General features: G+C 69.4%; 11 protein-coding genes, 1 tRNA gene and 1 pseudogene. 11 read left to right on the forward strand and 2 right to left on the reverse strand.

The window, feature by feature from the left end:
* Nucleotides 1-21: 21 nt before the first annotated feature.
* Nucleotides 22-489: a redoxin domain-containing protein gene (locus OQF71_RS02265; protein WP_280585532.1), complete on the reverse strand. Its 468-nt coding sequence runs from the start codon at nt 487-489 to the stop codon at nt 22-24.
* A gap of 160 nt (nt 490-649) precedes the next feature.
* Between OQF71_RS02265 and tatA the strand changes: the two genes are divergently transcribed.
* Together tatA and OQF71_RS02275 are read left to right on the forward strand one after the other, a co-directional pair.
* Nucleotides 650-931: a twin-arginine translocase TatA/TatE family subunit gene (gene tatA / locus OQF71_RS02270; RefSeq protein WP_280585533.1), complete on the forward strand. Its 282-nt coding sequence runs from the start codon at nt 650-652 to the stop codon at nt 929-931.
* Between the two features lie 53 nt (nt 932-984).
* Nucleotides 985-1,057, forward strand: a tRNA-Arg gene (locus tag OQF71_RS02275).
* 109 nt (nt 1,058-1,166) lie between these two features.
* Here the strand turns inward: OQF71_RS02275 and OQF71_RS02280 are convergent.
* The gene (locus OQF71_RS02280; protein WP_280585534.1) at nt 1,167-1,865 is read right to left on the reverse strand and encodes a DUF1405 domain-containing protein; all 699 of its coding nucleotides are present in this window, start codon (nt 1,863-1,865) and stop codon (nt 1,167-1,169) included.
* Nucleotides 1,866-2,016: 151 nt separating this feature from the next.
* On the opposite strand from OQF71_RS02280, the gene OQF71_RS02285 reads away from it, so the two are divergent.
* The 9 genes and pseudogenes from OQF71_RS02285 to OQF71_RS02325 form a co-directional block, all read left to right on the forward strand.
* The gene (locus OQF71_RS02285) at nt 2,017-4,890 is read left to right on the forward strand and encodes a bacterio-opsin activator domain-containing protein (protein WP_280585535.1); all 2,874 of its coding nucleotides are present in this window, start codon (nt 2,017-2,019) and stop codon (nt 4,888-4,890) included.
* Nucleotides 4,891-5,042: 152 nt separating this feature from the next.
* The gene (locus OQF71_RS02290; protein WP_280585537.1) at nt 5,043-5,186 is read left to right on the forward strand and encodes a rubrerythrin-like domain-containing protein; all 144 of its coding nucleotides are present in this window, start codon (nt 5,043-5,045) and stop codon (nt 5,184-5,186) included.
* Between the two features lie 2 nt (nt 5,187-5,188).
* Nucleotides 5,189-6,496: a glutamate dehydrogenase GdhB gene (gene gdhB, locus OQF71_RS02295; RefSeq protein WP_280585539.1), complete on the forward strand. Its 1,308-nt coding sequence runs from the start codon at nt 5,189-5,191 to the stop codon at nt 6,494-6,496.
* 300 nt (nt 6,497-6,796) lie between these two features.
* Nucleotides 6,797-10,348, forward strand: coding sequence for an ATPase, T2SS/T4P/T4SS family (locus OQF71_RS02300; RefSeq protein WP_280585540.1), 3,552 nt, complete (start codon nt 6,797-6,799; stop codon nt 10,346-10,348).
* Nucleotides 10,349-10,375: 27 nt separating this feature from the next.
* Nucleotides 10,376-12,418, forward strand: a complete 2,043-nt coding sequence (locus tag OQF71_RS02305; RefSeq protein WP_280585541.1) for a type II secretion system F family protein — start codon at nt 10,376-10,378, stop codon at nt 12,416-12,418.
* Nucleotides 12,408-12,989: a hypothetical protein gene (locus OQF71_RS02310; protein ID WP_280585543.1), complete on the forward strand. Its 582-nt coding sequence runs from the start codon at nt 12,408-12,410 to the stop codon at nt 12,987-12,989. Before OQF71_RS02305 ends, OQF71_RS02310 begins: the two co-directional genes overlap by 11 nt.
* Nucleotides 12,990-12,991: 2 nt before the next feature.
* Nucleotides 12,992-13,597: a hypothetical protein gene (locus tag OQF71_RS02315; RefSeq protein ID WP_280585544.1), complete on the forward strand. Its 606-nt coding sequence runs from the start codon at nt 12,992-12,994 to the stop codon at nt 13,595-13,597.
* Nucleotides 13,585-14,667, forward strand: a complete 1,083-nt coding sequence (locus tag OQF71_RS02320) for a hypothetical protein (protein ID WP_280585545.1) — start codon at nt 13,585-13,587, stop codon at nt 14,665-14,667. The genes OQF71_RS02315 and OQF71_RS02320 overlap by 13 nt, the downstream gene beginning before the upstream one ends.
* Nucleotides 14,660-14,985: pseudogene (locus tag OQF71_RS02325) on the forward strand (hypothetical protein); the annotation flags it as partial. The gene OQF71_RS02320 and the pseudogene OQF71_RS02325, both read left to right, overlap by 8 nt.

Raw genomic sequence — 14,985 nt, forward strand, 5'->3', positions numbered from 1 at the left:
CCGGGAGGGCGCGCGGTTCCCCTACGCCGCCTCGGCGACCGCGTCGGCGAGCGCGTCGTACTCCGGTTCCTGTCCCGCGTTCTCCGCGAGCCAGCGGTACGTCACGACGCCGTCGCCGTCGATCACGAAGACGGCCCGCTGCGCGACCGTGTCGACGCCGTAGCGGTCGAACGACTCGACCACGTCGTACGCCTCGATCGCGCGGTGGTCGGGGTCGCCCACGAGCGCGAACGGGAGCTCGTACTGCGTCCGATAGGCCGCGAGCGCGTGCGGGAGGTCGGTGCTCACGCCGAGCAGGGTGCAGTCGTCGCGGTCGAACCCGTCGCGGAGCGCCTCCATCTCGTCGGTGCAGGTGTTCGAGAAGGCGGCCGGGAAGAAGGCGAGCACCACGGGCTCGTCGCCGAGGTGATCGCTCAGCCGAAACGGTTCGATGGTCTCGTCCACGAGCGAGGCGGTGAAGTCGGGGGCGTCGTCGCCGACGGCTGTCATATCAATCGCTTGTGCCGCGGGCGTATGACGGTTTCGGCGTCCGTCGGAGCCGTTCTCGGTACGGCGGGGTTCCGGGGGCGTTGCCCGGCCAACGGCGACCCGTCGTCAGCCCACCGAGGCAAAAAGACTATAGTCGCAAGAGGGTTACTCCGGAATAGAGATGGTAAGTGCGATTCCACTGATCGGCGGCATCCCGGCGGGCCCGGAGCTCCTCATCATTCTGCTCGTGCTGGTCCTCCTGTTCGGGGCGAACAAGATTCCGAAGCTCGCCCGGTCGACCGGCCAGGCGATGGGCGAGTTCAAGAAGGGCCGTGAGGAGGTCGAGGACGAACTGAAACAGATGCAGGGAGACGACGAGGAACCGGCCGTCGACGCGGGCTCGACGGTCGACGAGGACGAGGACCTCGACGACCTCGAAACCGAGAAAGAGACGAGCGCGTAGACCGGCTCCGAGACGCCGACCGATCCCCGCTGCGACGTTTTCTCTGACGCCTTGGGCGCGTGGCCTAGCGGACAGGGCGAGAGGTTCCTAACCTCTCGATCGCGGGTTCGAATCCCGCCGTGCCCGTATCGAACGGAGTGAGATACGGGCACGGCTGACCCTCGCTCGCTGACTCCGTTCGCTCGCGAGGATCCCGCCGCGCCCGTCGCCTCGTCGCAATCGCGCCGCGTCCCTTCTAATTACCCTCGCCCAGCCGCGGGAACGACCGCCACGCGAGCCACACCGCGAACCCGGCGATCGCGAGCGTCGCGCCCGCCAGCTGGGGGCCGGGGTCGTATAAGAGGGGAGGGTGGTAGCCGAGCCCGTAATCGAGGGCGACGTTGCCGACGGCGATGGCGAGGGCGACGGCGAGCGCGCCGCGGGTCGTCCGACCGAACGCCGGGAACAGCAGCGCCAGCCCGACGAAACAGAGGTGCGTGCCGAGCACGCCCCAGTAGTAGATCCACGCGTCGGGGGCGGCGACGTACTGCGAAAAGGCGAGGTTCAGCGAGACCAGCGGCCAGAGGCCGAACGTGACCAGCCAGACGAACGCGAGGGTGTGGAGGTACGCGAGCGCGCGTGACACCGGGGCGTCGGTCACGCGATCTCCGCGGCGGACCGTGGGAATGAGCGATACGAGCGTGATCCCGCCGAGCGCGACCGCGACGGCCGAGTCCGCGTACAACGGCCACAACGGGACCGGCACGTCGCCGGCGGTCGGCGCGTAGTAGCCGACGCCGACCGCGAGCATGAACGCGACGAACGCGAGCACGACGCCGAGGCTCCGGGGAGCGCCGAGCAGCTCCTCGGCGATCGCCGCGCGGACGCGACGACGGACGGCCGGCCGCCTGAGCCGCCCCAACGAGCGAAGCACCGAGGCGTCTGAGCGTGTCACACCGTTCGCTTCGTCCGCCGCGGCCTAAAGGTCCGCTCTCCGCGCCGCCGTGACGGAGTGCGGGCCGAGCGCAGCGGTCGGTGACGTGTCGCGGGTTGAATAGTAAATGGCAGGGGTTTTGCTCGTCTGACGAGTAGTCGGCGGTATCGACATGAGCTCCGCATCCAACGGCGTTCTCGACACCGCCGTGATCGTCGTGGTCGGCGAGACGGCGTGGACGACCGCCTACGCCGACGCCCTCAGAGATCGGTCCGACGCGACTGTCCGCCCGGTCCCGACGGCGTCGGCGGCGCTGGACGCGCTCGGAGAGTCGGCGGTCGACTGCGTGGTGACCGACCACGTGCTCTCGGAGCTCACGGGCGTCGAACTCGTTCGCCGGATACGCGACCGGACGGTCTCGCTGCCGGTCGTCTTGGGGACGGCGGACGGAAGCGAGGCGATCGCCAGCGAGGCGGTCGGCGCCGGGGTGACCGACTACCTCGCGGTCGGCGAGCCCCTCACGGACGCCGTCGACGACGCCCTGTGGCGGACCGAGCGGGCGCTCCGGGAGGCCCGGCGGTCCGCGAGTCGGCGCGAGCGCGCGCGGCAGTTCGACGCTTCCTTCCACGACACCAGATCGGCGACGTGGGTCCTCGATCCCGACGGCGGGCTGACGCGCGTCAATCAGGCCGCTCGCGACATGGTCGACGCCGACGTCGACGCCGTCGTCGGTGACTCGTTCTGGACGCTCCCGTGGTGGTCCGAGGGGGATCGACCGAGAGCGGACATCCGCCGGCTCGTCGACGTCGCGCGGGGCGGGGAGTTCGGACACGCCGTCGTCGTCCGGGACGCGGCCGACGAGCGGGTGCTGGAGCTCTCCGTGCGACCGGTCACCGACGAGCGGGGAGACCTGGCCTCGATCGTCGTGGACAGCGCCGACATCACCGACCGGGTCGCCCTCGAGCGGGAGCTCCGCCGGTCCGAGAAGCTCCACCGCGTCACGCTCAACAACATGACCGACACCGTCCTGATGACCGACGAGGACGGCGAGTACACGTACGTCTGTCCCAACGCCCACTTCATCTTCGGATACACCGCCGAGGAGATCCGCGGGCTGGGGACCATCGAGGACCTGCTCGGCGAGGACCTCTTCGACCGCGAGGAGCTGGCCGACGAGGGCGTGCTGAAGAACATCGAGACCACGGCCACGGACAAGGCAGGCCGCGAGCACACGCTGTTGGTGAACGTCCGGGAGGTGTCCATCGAGGACGGGACGCTGCTGTACAGCTGTCGGGACGTGACGAAGCGCAAGCAGCGCGAACGGGCGCTCGCCACCCTCCAGGGAACCGCGCGGGACTTCCTGTACGCCGAGACTCACCGGGAGATCGCCCGCCACGTCGTCGACGACACGCCGGACGTCTTGGGTCTCGACGCCGGCGCCGTCTACCTCTTCGACGCCGACGACACACGGCTCCGACCCGCCGCCCGCTCGCGGGAGATGCGGGACGCGCACGGACCGCTACCGCCCGTGCACGCGGACGGCCGCGACCTCACGAGCCACAGCTTCGTCGAGAACGAGGCGCTGTTCTTCGACGACGTTCACGACGCCGACCGGCTCGCGGACCGCGCCACCGGCCTCCGAAGCGCGGCGTACATTCCCCTCGGAAACCACGGCGTGTTCGTCGCCGGCTCGATGGCGGTCGGCGCCTTCGACGACGTGACGCGGGAGCTCGCCGACCTCCTCGCGGCGACCGCGGAGGCGGCCCTCGATCGGGTCGACCGGGAGTCCCAGCTCCGCGAACAGGACCGCGAGCTCCAGCGACAGAACGACCGGCTCTCCGCGCTCGACCGGATAAACGAGACCATTCGCGAGATCGACCACGGGATCGTGCAGTCCGAGACCCGCGAGGAGATCGACCACACGGTCTGCGAGCGGCTGACCGCCGACGGGCGCTTTCGGCTCGCGTGGATCGGCGCCCGCGACGACGCGGGCGACGCGGTGACGCCGCGGGCGTGGGCGGGGACCGATCGGGGCTACCTCGACGCGCAGTCGTTCCCCGTCTCCCCCGAGGACGTCGAACCAGCGGGTCGGACCGCGGCGACGGGCGACGTGACCCTCGTTTCGAACGTCGCGGCCGACCTCCGCGCAGCGCCGTGGCGCACGGACGCGATCTCGCGTGACCTGCTCTCCGCGTTGAGCGTCCCGCTCGCGTACAACGACCTCTCGTACGGCGTGTTGACCGTGTACGCGGAGACCCCGGACGCGTTCGACGAGACCGTTCGGGCCGTGATCGCGGAGCTGGGAGAGACGATCGCCGCGGCGATCAGCGCCGGCGAGCGCAAGCGCGCGCTGCTCACGACCTCGATGACCCGCGTCGAGTACGCGGTCCGCGACCCGTCGTTCCTGCTCACGCAGTTGGCCGAGGCCGCCGACTGCACGATCGCCTACGAGGGCGGCGTCCAGCAGACCGCGAGCGGCAACTACGTGTTCCTCACCGTCGAGGACGCGTCGCTCGATGCCGTCGTCGACGCGGCGGACGACCTCGTGGCCGTCGAGGCCGTTCGGCGGATCCGCGGGGGCGATACCGGGGGCGTGCTGCGGCTCCGGCTGGCCGAGCCGTTCCTCGCCGCGGAGTTGGCGGACCACGGCGCGGTCCTCCGGAACACGACGGCGACCGGCGAGGAGACGGAGCTGGTCGTCGACGTTCCCGGCGGCGTCGAGCACAGACACGTCACGCAGCTCGTCCGCGAGCGGTTCGTCGACGTCGACCTCGAGTCGAAGCAGACTCGCGAGCAGGCGTCCGAACACGGATTCTACGCGTCGGTCCTCGACCGGCTGACCGACAGACAGCTCGAGGTCCTGGAGACGGCGTACTACAGCGGGTTCTTCGAATCGCCGCGGAAGGCGACCGGCGAAACCGTCGCGGACTCGCTGGACATCTCTCCGCAGGCGTTCTACCAGCACATCCGCACCGCCCAGCGGAAGCTGTTCGCGGCGCTGATCGACGACCACGCGCCGGTGGCCGCTCGCCGCGTCGACCGCTGACCCCGGCTCTCGTTCTCGGTTGCAGCGAGTGATTTAACTGTAAACCCCCCGATCAGATCTCGGTTGGATGAACAACTACTGAATATATCCTTATATCCACGATATGTCCTTGTAGAGTCCCGCGCGGAACTCCCGGGAACTCGCAACTATCCATGAGGGACGTCGACCAGAGATCGGCCGAGGAATCGCCCTACGAGTGCTTCGACTGCGGAAACGTCGTGCTCGCCGAGAACAATCCCGGCCGGTGTCCCGACTGCGGCGGTGAGATGCGGAATCGACACACGCCGCTCGAGTGAGAATGGCGCGGACACCGACGACGACCCACGACGAGACGCGAGCGGAGAGTCGGGAGGAACCGAACGAGCCTGAATCGGCGCTGGAGACGGCGCGTCGACAGCTCCGGCACGCCGCCGAACACCTCGATATCGATCGGAACACCGTCGAACGGCTCAGCTATCCGAAGACGGTCCACGAGGTCACGGTCCCGATCGAGCGCGAGAACGGCGAGGTAAAGGTGTACACGGGGTACCGCGCGCAACACGACAGCGTTCGCGGCCCGTATAAGGGAGGGCTCCGGTATCACCCCGACGTGACGCGCGAGGAGTGTGTCGGCCTCGGCATGTGGATGACGTGGAAGTGCGCCGTGATGGACATCCCGTTCGGCGGCGCGAAGGGCGGTATCGCGGTGAATCCGAAGGACCTGAGCGACGACGAAAAGGAGCGGCTGACGCGCCGGTTCACCGACGAGATCCGGACCGCCATCGGCCCCACGAAGGACATCCCCGCGCCGGACATGGGGACGGACCCGCAGACGATGGCGTGGCTGATGGACGCCTACTCCATGCAGGAGGGCGAGACGATCCCGGGCGTGGTGACGGGGAAGCCGCCGGTCGTCGGCGGGAGCGAGGGCCGCGACGAGGCGCCGGGCCGGAGCGTCGCGATCGTCGCCCGCGAGGCGATCGATTACTACGGGAAGGCGATCGAAGAGACGTCGGTCGCGGTGCAGGGGTTCGGGAGCGTCGGGGCGAACGCCGCGACGCTGCTCGACGACTGGGGAGCGAACGTCGTGGCCGTGAGCGACGTCAACGGCGGGGTCCACGACCCGGACGGGCTGGACACCCACGCGATCCCCTCTCACCGCGAGGAGCCGGAGGCGGTGATGGCCCACGAGGCGCCGGAGACGGTGACGAACGACGAGCTGTTGGCGCTCGATGTCGACGTGGTGATCCCGGCGGCGATCGGGAACGTCCTGACGGCGGACAACGCCGGCGACGTCGCGGCCGACATCGTCATCGAGGGTGCCAACGGCCCGACGACGAGCGCGGCGAGCGAGATCTTCGCCGAGCGCGACGTGCCGGTGATCCCGGACATCTTGGCCAACGCGGGCGGCGTGACGGTGAGCTACTTCGAGTGGCTCCAGGACATCAACCGCCGCGCGTGGTCGCTCGAACGCGTCAACGACGAGCTGGAGACGGAGATGCTCGACGCGTGGGGAGACGTGCGCGAGGCGTTCGAAGCGCGGGACGTGACGTGGCGCGACGCGGCGTACATCGTCGCGCTGTCACGGGTCGCCGAGGCCCACGAGACGCGCGGTCTGTGGCCCTGAGCGGGTCGCGCCCGTCGCCGACCCGACAGCAACGGTCCCGAACCGACCGGACTCCTCGCGGATCGCCCTCGACGATCCGACGGACGCGAGAATCCCGAGCGTTGAGTGTACCGCGACGGACCGGGCCGAAATCACCGGGACCGCGTGCTCCGGGTGAGGTCGTCCGACGAGCCGACGAACGGTGGCGGGCGAGAGACCCTCCCCCGTTTCGAGCGCGTGTCACCGCGCCGTTGTCCGGGGATTATCAGTCGCGGGTTTTTGCGAGACACCTTTTTCAACGGTTGCGGCGTTCCCGTACGCATGGTAACCGAGGACGCCGAGCGTTCGCCTCTCTCGCCCGACGAGACGGCGGGATCGCCGGCGTCCGATCCCCCGGTGTCGGTGGGGCGGTACTCGTGGCGCTCGTTCCTCCGCGAGCGCGGCCGCGACGCCGCCGCGGCGGCGCTGTACGCTGACATCGGTGAGGAACCGGTCGTCCCGGCGACCGCCGTCGCCGCGCACGCCGAGGCGGGGGCTGACCGCGTCGTTCGCGCGACCGGGGTCGACGAGCCGTTCGTGGCCGACGGCGACACCGCGGTCCCCGGTCAGGGGACGCCGGACGCGGGAACGCTCGTGGTCGGCGCCGCCCACGCCGTGCTCAGCGGCGACGCCGTCGTCCCCGACGGCACGTCGACGGCGGCGGTGGACTCCGGGGCGTTCGCGTCGGAGCCGGACCCGGCCTCGACGACGGAGGAGGACGGGCCCGAAGGAGCGACGGAGGAAAGCGACGCGGACGAATCGGGAACGTCCGCGGACGCGACCGACGAGGGAGACGGTCCCGCGGTCGCTAGCGGCGGCGTGACCGGAACGGTCGCTGTCGCCGCCGCCGACGTCGAGACCGTCCCGAGGCGCGCGCCGACGAGTGAAGAGTGGGACCGAGCGGGCGTCGACCCGAGCGAGTCCCTCGGGTTCGACCCGTCGGAGACGGGGTACCGGGTCCGGGCGGCCGCGGCCGTCGGCGACGCCCTCTGGGACCTCTGTTCGGCTCGATACGACCTCTACGAGGTGCCGGTGCTCAAGGGGTACTACGCGTGGGACGACTACCGCGAGGAGTACTTCCTCGACGAGGAGGGAGCGCCGCCGACCGACGAGGACGACGAGCCGCTGGCGTTCACCCACGAGGACAAGACCGAGGCGCTCGGGTTCGACCCCGACCGGACCGAGGAGCTGCTGGGTGCGGGCGGGAGCGCGGCCGCCGAGCTCGCCGACTTGGTCGACGAGCGCACCGTGGACGTGAACCCCGATATCGACGAGGACGCGTTCTTCTCGACGGCCGCCGGCGACGCCACCCTCGCGAACCGCTACGACTTGGAGAAGGCGGTGCCGATACCGAAGAAGGCCCACTTCCGCGAGATCGAGCGGTACTGGGTGAACGAGCCGTACGCGTTCGTGATCGTCTTCCGCTCGACGAAGGAGAACGAGGTGAAGTACTACGCGGTCCAGCCGTACCGGACCGAGATCGAGACGGACCTCGTCGAGTTCCTGACCGGGAAGCTCCGGACCTCGATCAAGTACGCCGACGAGGCGATCGCGGGCGGCGACGAGGCGTTCCGTGAGGACGTGATCGTCGACGAGGCGCTCACGCTCCTCGACCGGTACGACCTCTACGAGCGCGAGGACGACGGTCGCGGGGTCGTCGAGGACCTCGTCGACGACGTGGTCGACCGGTTCGGGTTCGACGTGACGGAGGGCATCGCCGCTCGGATCACGGAGTCGCTCGGGTACGAGGCGCCGATCGAATCGAGTTCGACATCGCCCTCGAAGATACTCGCCCGACCCGAGCCCGCGGTGCTCGCAGAGGACTCGGAGACGCTCTCGGAGCATCAGGTCGAGAAGCTGCTGTACTACCTCAAGCGCGACTTCATCGGCTACGAGCGCATCGATCCGATCAAGTACGACATCAACGTCGAGGACATCTCCTGTGACGGGTACGACTCCCCCGTCTTCGTCTACCACTCCGACTACGAGCAGATCATCACCAACGTCTACCACGAGACCGACGAGCTCGACGACTTCGTGGTGAAGCTCGCGCAGCGCTCCGGGAAGGGGATCTCGAAGCGACGCCCGCAGGTGGACGCCACCCTCCCGGACGGCTCCCGCGCCCAGCTCACGCTCGGCCGCGAGGTGTCGGACCACGGGACCAACTACACCATCCGGCAGTTCAACGACGTCCCCTTCACCCCGATCGACCTGATCAACTGGAAGACGTTCTCGCTCGACGAGATGGCCTTCCTCTGGCTCTCGATCGAGAACCACAAGAGCCTGATATTCGCCGGCGGTACCGCCTCCGGGAAGACGACGAGCCTGAACGCGGTCTCTCTCTTTATCCCCTCGAACGCGAAGATCGTCTCCATCGAGGACACCCGCGAGGTCGAGCTCCCGCAGCGCAACTGGATCGCCTCCGTCACCCGCCCCTCCTTCTCCGACGACGACAAGGGCGACATCGACGAGTTCGACTTATTGGAGGCCGCGCTCCGCCAGCGCCCGGACTACATCGTGATGGGCGAGATCCGCGGCGAGGAGGGTCGGACCGCCTTCCAAGTCATGTCGACCGGCCACACCACGTACACGACGTTCCACGCCGACACCGTCGGCGAGGTGCTCAAGCGGTTCACCACGGAACCGATCAACGTCTCGAAGACGATGTTCACGGCCCTCGATCTGGTCTCCGTCCAGACGTCGACGCGGGTGCAGGGCAAGAAGGTACGCCGGAACAAGTCGCTGACTGAGATCAACCACTACGACGCCGAGAACGACGAGATCAACGTCCAAGACGTGTTCCAGTGGCAGGCGGAGACCGACGAGTTCCTCCAGATGGGCGACTCGAACACCCTCGAAGACATCATGTTCGACCGCGGGTGGAGCCGCGAGACGTTGGACGAGGAGCTCCGGAAGCGCAGAATCGTGTTAGCGTACCTCATCGACCGCGGGCTCAACAGCTACGCGCAGGTGGCCGCGACGTTCCAAGCGTTCATCAACGACCCCGAGACGGTGCTCGCGCTGATGGCCAACGAGGAGCTCGAACGCTCGCTGGAGGACCTCCGCGAGATGGAGTCGGTCCTCATCAACGTCGACCGCGACAAGGAGGAGATGGTGCCTCGCCCGGAGCCGGACGAGGCGGGCCGCGCGGAGGTCGAGCGGATCCTCGCCGACGCCGAGGACCTCTTCGCGGAGTACCGCGGTCGGATGCCCGACTCCGTCGCCGACGCGCTGCTCGACGTGGCCCCCTCTCCCGACGTCGAGGCGTCGCCCGACGCCGCCCGCGAGACGCTCGCGGAGACGGCCCGCGAGGCGGCGGCGCTCCACCCCGAGGCGCTCGGCCCCCGACCCCCCGACACCGGTACCGACGACGAGGCCGCGGCGGCCGACGGGACGCCGACCGATCCCTCACCGTCCGAACCGGCCGCCCGCGACGGCTTCGAGGGAGTCGCAAACGCGTCCCCCATCGACGACGGTCCCGGCGTCGGCCCGAGCGACCGGACCTCGGACGCGAACGGGACGGAACCGACGAACGGCTCGGTGCCGACTGATCGGCAGTCAGGCGCGACGGACGCAGATTCGGGCGGCGGGGACGCCGAGATCGACTTCGACGAGCCGTTCGAGGAGGGGATCGACGTGTTGGACCCGGGCCGCGAGGGGAACGAGACGCCCGACGTCGCTCCCGGCGGAGACGCTGAGACGCCCGACGTCGCTCCCGACGAGAGCGACGAGGTCGGGGAGGAGTTCGAAGACGGGGCCGAAGAAGGGAGCGCCTCCGACGACGACATCGACGACTGGGGGTTCGGCACGGTCGAATCTCCGGAGGAGCGGTAGCGCCGTGTCCCCGACGAGGTGGGTCGCGTGAGCCTCGATACGGGAGTCGGCGACGGATCCGCCGACGGCGACGTCCTCGCGGAGCTGTTCTACCCCGTCTTCGAGCTGCTGTTCGCCCCCGACGGCGACTTCGTCGGCGATGTCGAGCGCAAGCTCGCGGAGGCCCGGATGCCGGATCAGGTGGAGATGTACGTCTCGCGGGCCCTCGGCATCGGGCTGCTCGTCGGTGGGCTTCTCTGGGCGTTCGGCACGCTGATCGGCTACGGCGTGTTCTCGCTCGGGCTGATCGACTCGAGTGCGCTGTCGCTCGGTATGCCGGCGCCCACGCCGGCGATTCAGGAGCTGTTGCGGTCGCTGGTCGTGCCGACCGCGGTGCTGATAAGCGGACTCGTCTTCGGCTCGATCGGATTCGCGCTCGGGTTCGGCACGTTCGTCGCGATCCCCTACTCGCGGGCGTCATCGCGGAAACGCGAGATCAACCTCCTGCTCGCGGACTCCGTCTCGTTCATGTACGCGCTCTCTGTGGGAGGGCTCAACCAGCTGGAGATCCTCCGCGCGATGGCGACGGCGGAGGACACCTACGGCGAGGTCTCCCGCGAGTTCCAGAGCATCGTCAACGAGACGGAGTACTTCGGCACCGACTACCGGAACGCGATCCGCCAGCAGTCGATGGAGACGCCGTCCGACGAGCTCTCGCAGTTCCTCGCCGACATGCTCTCCATCGTCAACTCCGGCGGCGACATGGAGAGCTTCCTGAAGGACAAAAAAGAAAAGCACCTCCGCACGTCGAAACAGGAGCGCGAGATGACCTTAGAGACGCTGGAGCTGTTCGGCGAGATGTACATGACGCTCTCGCTGTTCCCCCTCCTCCTGATCATCATCCTCGTCATCATGGGCATGATGGGCGAGGCCGACGACCGGCTGCTGTACGCGACGGTGTACGTCCTGATCCCGCTGACGGGAGTCGGCTTCCTCGTGCTCGTCTCCACCGTCAAGCAGGACGAGCCCGGCGACGGCTACCTCCGCCCCGACGGCGGCAGCGAGCGGCTCAGGCAGACGAGTCGGGAGGGACTCCTCCACTTCGGACTGATCGAGGGGTTCGTCGGTCGCTTCGGCGTCTTCGACCGGATCCGCGACCGCGAGGGGGCGTTCAAGACGAAAGAGATCGTCTCGGCGCCGCACCTGTTCTTACGGGACAACCCGCTGTACACGCTGGCCCTGACCGTGCCGACCGCGGTCGCGATCGTCGCGATCACCGCGCTCACCGGCAACGCGCCGACGACCTTCGACGGGTGGGTCGCCCGCCCGGTCTGGTCGGCGTTCGTCTGGATCTACGTCCCGGCGTACCTCGTAATGGTCCCCCTCGCGGCCTTCCACGAGTGGAGCCAGCGGTCGAAGCGGGCGATCACGGGCAAGCTCTCCGAGAGCCTCCGGAAGCTCTCCTCGGCGAACGACACCGGCCAGACGCTGCTGGAGTCGGTCGAGACGGTCTCGGCGACCTCCACCGGCCAGCTCGCCGAGGAGTTCGAGGTGATCCACGCGAAGGTGAACTACGGGATGAGCCTCCGAGACGCCATGGTCGAGTTCAACAACACGTACGCGGTCCCCCGGCTCGCCCGGACGGTGAAGCTCATCTCGGAGGCCCAGGAGGCGTCCTCGCAGATCACGGACGTGTTGACGACGGCGGCTCAGGCCTCGGAGAACCAAGACGACATCGAGCGCGAACGGATCTCCCGCACCCGGATGCAGGTGGCGATCATCGTGATGACGTACGTCACGCTGCTCGGCGTGATGGCGATCCTCCAGACGCAGTTCGTCGACGTGATGGGCGATCTCTCGTCACAGGGGGAGTCCGCCGGGGGCGCGGCCGCGGGCGGCGGGCCGAGCTTCGGCGGCGGCGGCGTCGAGCCGGACGTGCTCTCGTTGCTGTTCTTCCACGCCGTGACCCTGCAGGCGGTGCTCTCCGGGTTCATCAGCGGTTACATCCGGAACGCCGACATTATCTCCGGCGTCAAGTTCGCGGTGGTCCTGATGACGCTCGCGCTGGGGGTGTGGATCTATGTGGGGTGACCGGCGCGCGGCCACGGCCGGACTGCGCTCCGCGAGCGACCGCGCTCAGACCCCGATCGACTTCGCCGTCGGCGCGAGCGTGTTCCTGTTGACGCTCGGGTTCGTGATCGCCTTCGTGCCGACGGTGTTCGACCCCTTCGCGGGCGCCGCGACCGCCTCGCCGGCAGTGAGCGACCGCGTCGCCGCGGGGCTCGTCGGCGACCTCCTCGCCGCGTCACCGACCGAGCCCGCGGTGTTGTCACCCGCGTGTACGGCCGCGTACTTCGAGGACGACGGGGGCAACGCGACCCTCGCCGGCGCGGCCGGCTGTCCCCCCGGGATCACGAACGACACGGCCGCGGAGTTCGGGCTCGACGACGACGTGCTCGTCGTCGTCCACGCGATGGACGAGGCGGACCCGGTCGGTAACGCCTCGACCGTCACGGTCGACACGGCGTACGGCACGCACGCGGTCGACCTCCGCCGCAGCACGAGGGATCCGGTCCGCGTCGACCGCGGGGGCGTCAGCGTCTCGCAGCGACTCGTCTCCATCGAGGGGACGCAGCACCGGCTCACGGTGTGGGTGTGGTGACGATGCCCTCGAGCGAGGACCGCGCGCAGGCGCACACGCTGGAGGCGTTCGCGGCGGCGATCCTGATCGTCGCCGGGCTCGCCTTCGCGCTGCAGGCGACCGCGGTGACGCCGCTGTCGGCCAGCACGTCGAACCAGCACTTGGAGAACCAGCAGCGGGCGGTCGCGAACGACATCTTGGAGACGAGCGCGGCGAACGGCGATCTCCGGGACGCGGTGCTGCGCTGGGACCCGGTGAACGAGACGTTCACCGACGGCCGAAGCCCGAGCTACTTCACCGGTGGCGGCCCACCGAACGGGTTCGGCGCGGCGCTGAACGAGAGCTTCGGCGACCGGCGGATCGCCTTCAACGTCCACATTCGACACGGCTCGGACAACGGGGCCGAGACGACGCTGGTGAGCATGGGATCGCCGAGCGACAACGCCGTGACGGCGACGCGGACGGTCGTCGTGACCGACGACGCGAACCTGACCGCGCCGGGATACGATGACACGACACTGGGAGCGCTCTCGGACGGGACGAAAGACGGCGAGTTCTACGCGGCAGACGCCGCCGCCGGCGCGATATACGACCGACTGGAGGTGCGCATCGTCGTATGGCAGCTTTAACGTCCGGCTCGTCCGACGGCGACGGCTCCCGCGGAGGTAGCGCCCGCGGCGATAGCGCCCGCGGCAGTAGCGCCTGCGGCAGTAGCGCCCGCGACGCGGAGCGCTCCCGCGACGCGGACCGCTCCCGCGACGGGCGGCGGTTCCGCGACGCGGACCGCGGTCAGCTCCTGTTGATCTCCGGGCTGGTCGTGGCCGTTTCGCTCGTGGCGCTCGTGGTGCTGTTGAACGCGAGTATCTACAGCGAGAACGTCGCGACCCGCGGAGTCGAGGCCGCCGACGGGGAGGCCTTGGAGGTCCGCGCGGCCGCGGTCGAGGAGACCGGAAAGCTGATCGACGGGACGAATCGGAACCGCCCCGGAGACCACGATGCGGCGGTCACGGCGGTTGAGAACGGCACTGCCGACCTCGACGCGTACCTCGCCCGAGCGTACGCCGATCGCGGCGGGGTGACTAACGTCTCGCTCGTCCCTTCGTCGATCCGCCGGGGGAGCTACGTGACGGGGAGCCTCACCGCGAACGGTACCGGGGACTCGAACGCGACCCTCGCCGCCGGCGCCGCCCGGACGCGCGGATTCGTCGTCGAGGTCGACCCGGATTCGCTCGCGTCCACGGACGCCGCCGGGGCGGCGTCGGGCGCCTTTCGTATCGAGTTCGGCGACACGACCAACGAGACGCGGGAGGTGTACGTGTACGAGAACGCGACCGACGGCGACGTCACCGTCGCCGTCGGCGAGAACGGGAGCGACCCGACCGTCGTCTGCTCGACGCCGTCCGGCGACCGCGTCGGCGTCGACCTGACCGGTGAGAGGGTCGGTGACGAGCGCTGTCCGGGGCTCTGGGCGGCAAGCGCCGGGGAGCTGGCGGGCCCGCACGACGTGTCTATGGAACGAACCGACGCGGCGAACGGCACCGCGGTCCTGACTGCGCTCCCCGATTCGGGCGACGCCGTCGGTTCGGATCACTCCGCGACCCCCGCGGTGTACGATACGGAGATCGACTTCAGCTACCGGACCGCGGAGCTCCGGTTCGACACCGCGATCCGGGTCGCGCCGGGTGAGCCCGATGCGTGAGCGCGGGGCGGCGGACGGCGGCGGCGGCCGCTTCCGCGACGACGACCGCGCCGTGAGCGTCACCGTCGGATACGTCCTGACGCTCGCGATCGGCGCGGTACTGCTCTCCGGGGTCGTCATCGGGATCGGCGGCGTCGTCGACTCGCAGTCCGAGCGGGTCGTCAGGGGCGACCTCGCCGTGGTCGGCCAGACCGCCGTCGCGAACCTCGAGAGCGCGGACCGGCTCGCCCGCGCGGCGGAGGTCGACCGCCCGGCCGACGCCGACCCGCCGACCGGCGCCCTCGACGTCGCCCAGCCCGACCGGCACACCGGCCGCCC

The sequence above is a fragment of the Halorubrum sp. Boch-26 genome (assembly GCF_029889805.1).
Lineage (GTDB): Archaea > Halobacteriota > Halobacteria > Halobacteriales > Haloferacaceae > Halorubrum.

Excerpts from the sequence above, each read along its gene's own strand:
- OQF71_RS02265 (WP_280585532.1), bottom strand. The coding sequence starts at position 489 with ATGACAGCCGTCGGCGACGACGCCCCCGACTTCACCGCCTCGCTCGTG.
- tatA (WP_280585533.1), top strand. The coding sequence starts at position 650 with ATGGTAAGTGCGATTCCACTGATCGGCGGCATCCCGGCGGGCCCGGAG.
- OQF71_RS02285 (WP_280585535.1), top strand. The coding sequence starts at position 2,017 with ATGAGCTCCGCATCCAACGGCGTTCTCGACACCGCCGTGATCGTCGTG.
- OQF71_RS02290 (WP_280585537.1), top strand. The coding sequence starts at position 5,043 with ATGAGGGACGTCGACCAGAGATCGGCCGAGGAATCGCCCTACGAGTGC.
- gdhB (WP_280585539.1), top strand. The coding sequence starts at position 5,189 with ATGGCGCGGACACCGACGACGACCCACGACGAGACGCGAGCGGAGAGT.
- OQF71_RS02300 (WP_280585540.1), top strand. The coding sequence starts at position 6,797 with ATGGTAACCGAGGACGCCGAGCGTTCGCCTCTCTCGCCCGACGAGACG.
- OQF71_RS02310 (WP_280585543.1), top strand. The coding sequence starts at position 12,408 with ATGTGGGGTGACCGGCGCGCGGCCACGGCCGGACTGCGCTCCGCGAGC.
- OQF71_RS02315 (WP_280585544.1), top strand. The coding sequence starts at position 12,992 with ATGCCCTCGAGCGAGGACCGCGCGCAGGCGCACACGCTGGAGGCGTTC.
- OQF71_RS02320 (WP_280585545.1), top strand. The coding sequence starts at position 13,585 with ATGGCAGCTTTAACGTCCGGCTCGTCCGACGGCGACGGCTCCCGCGGA.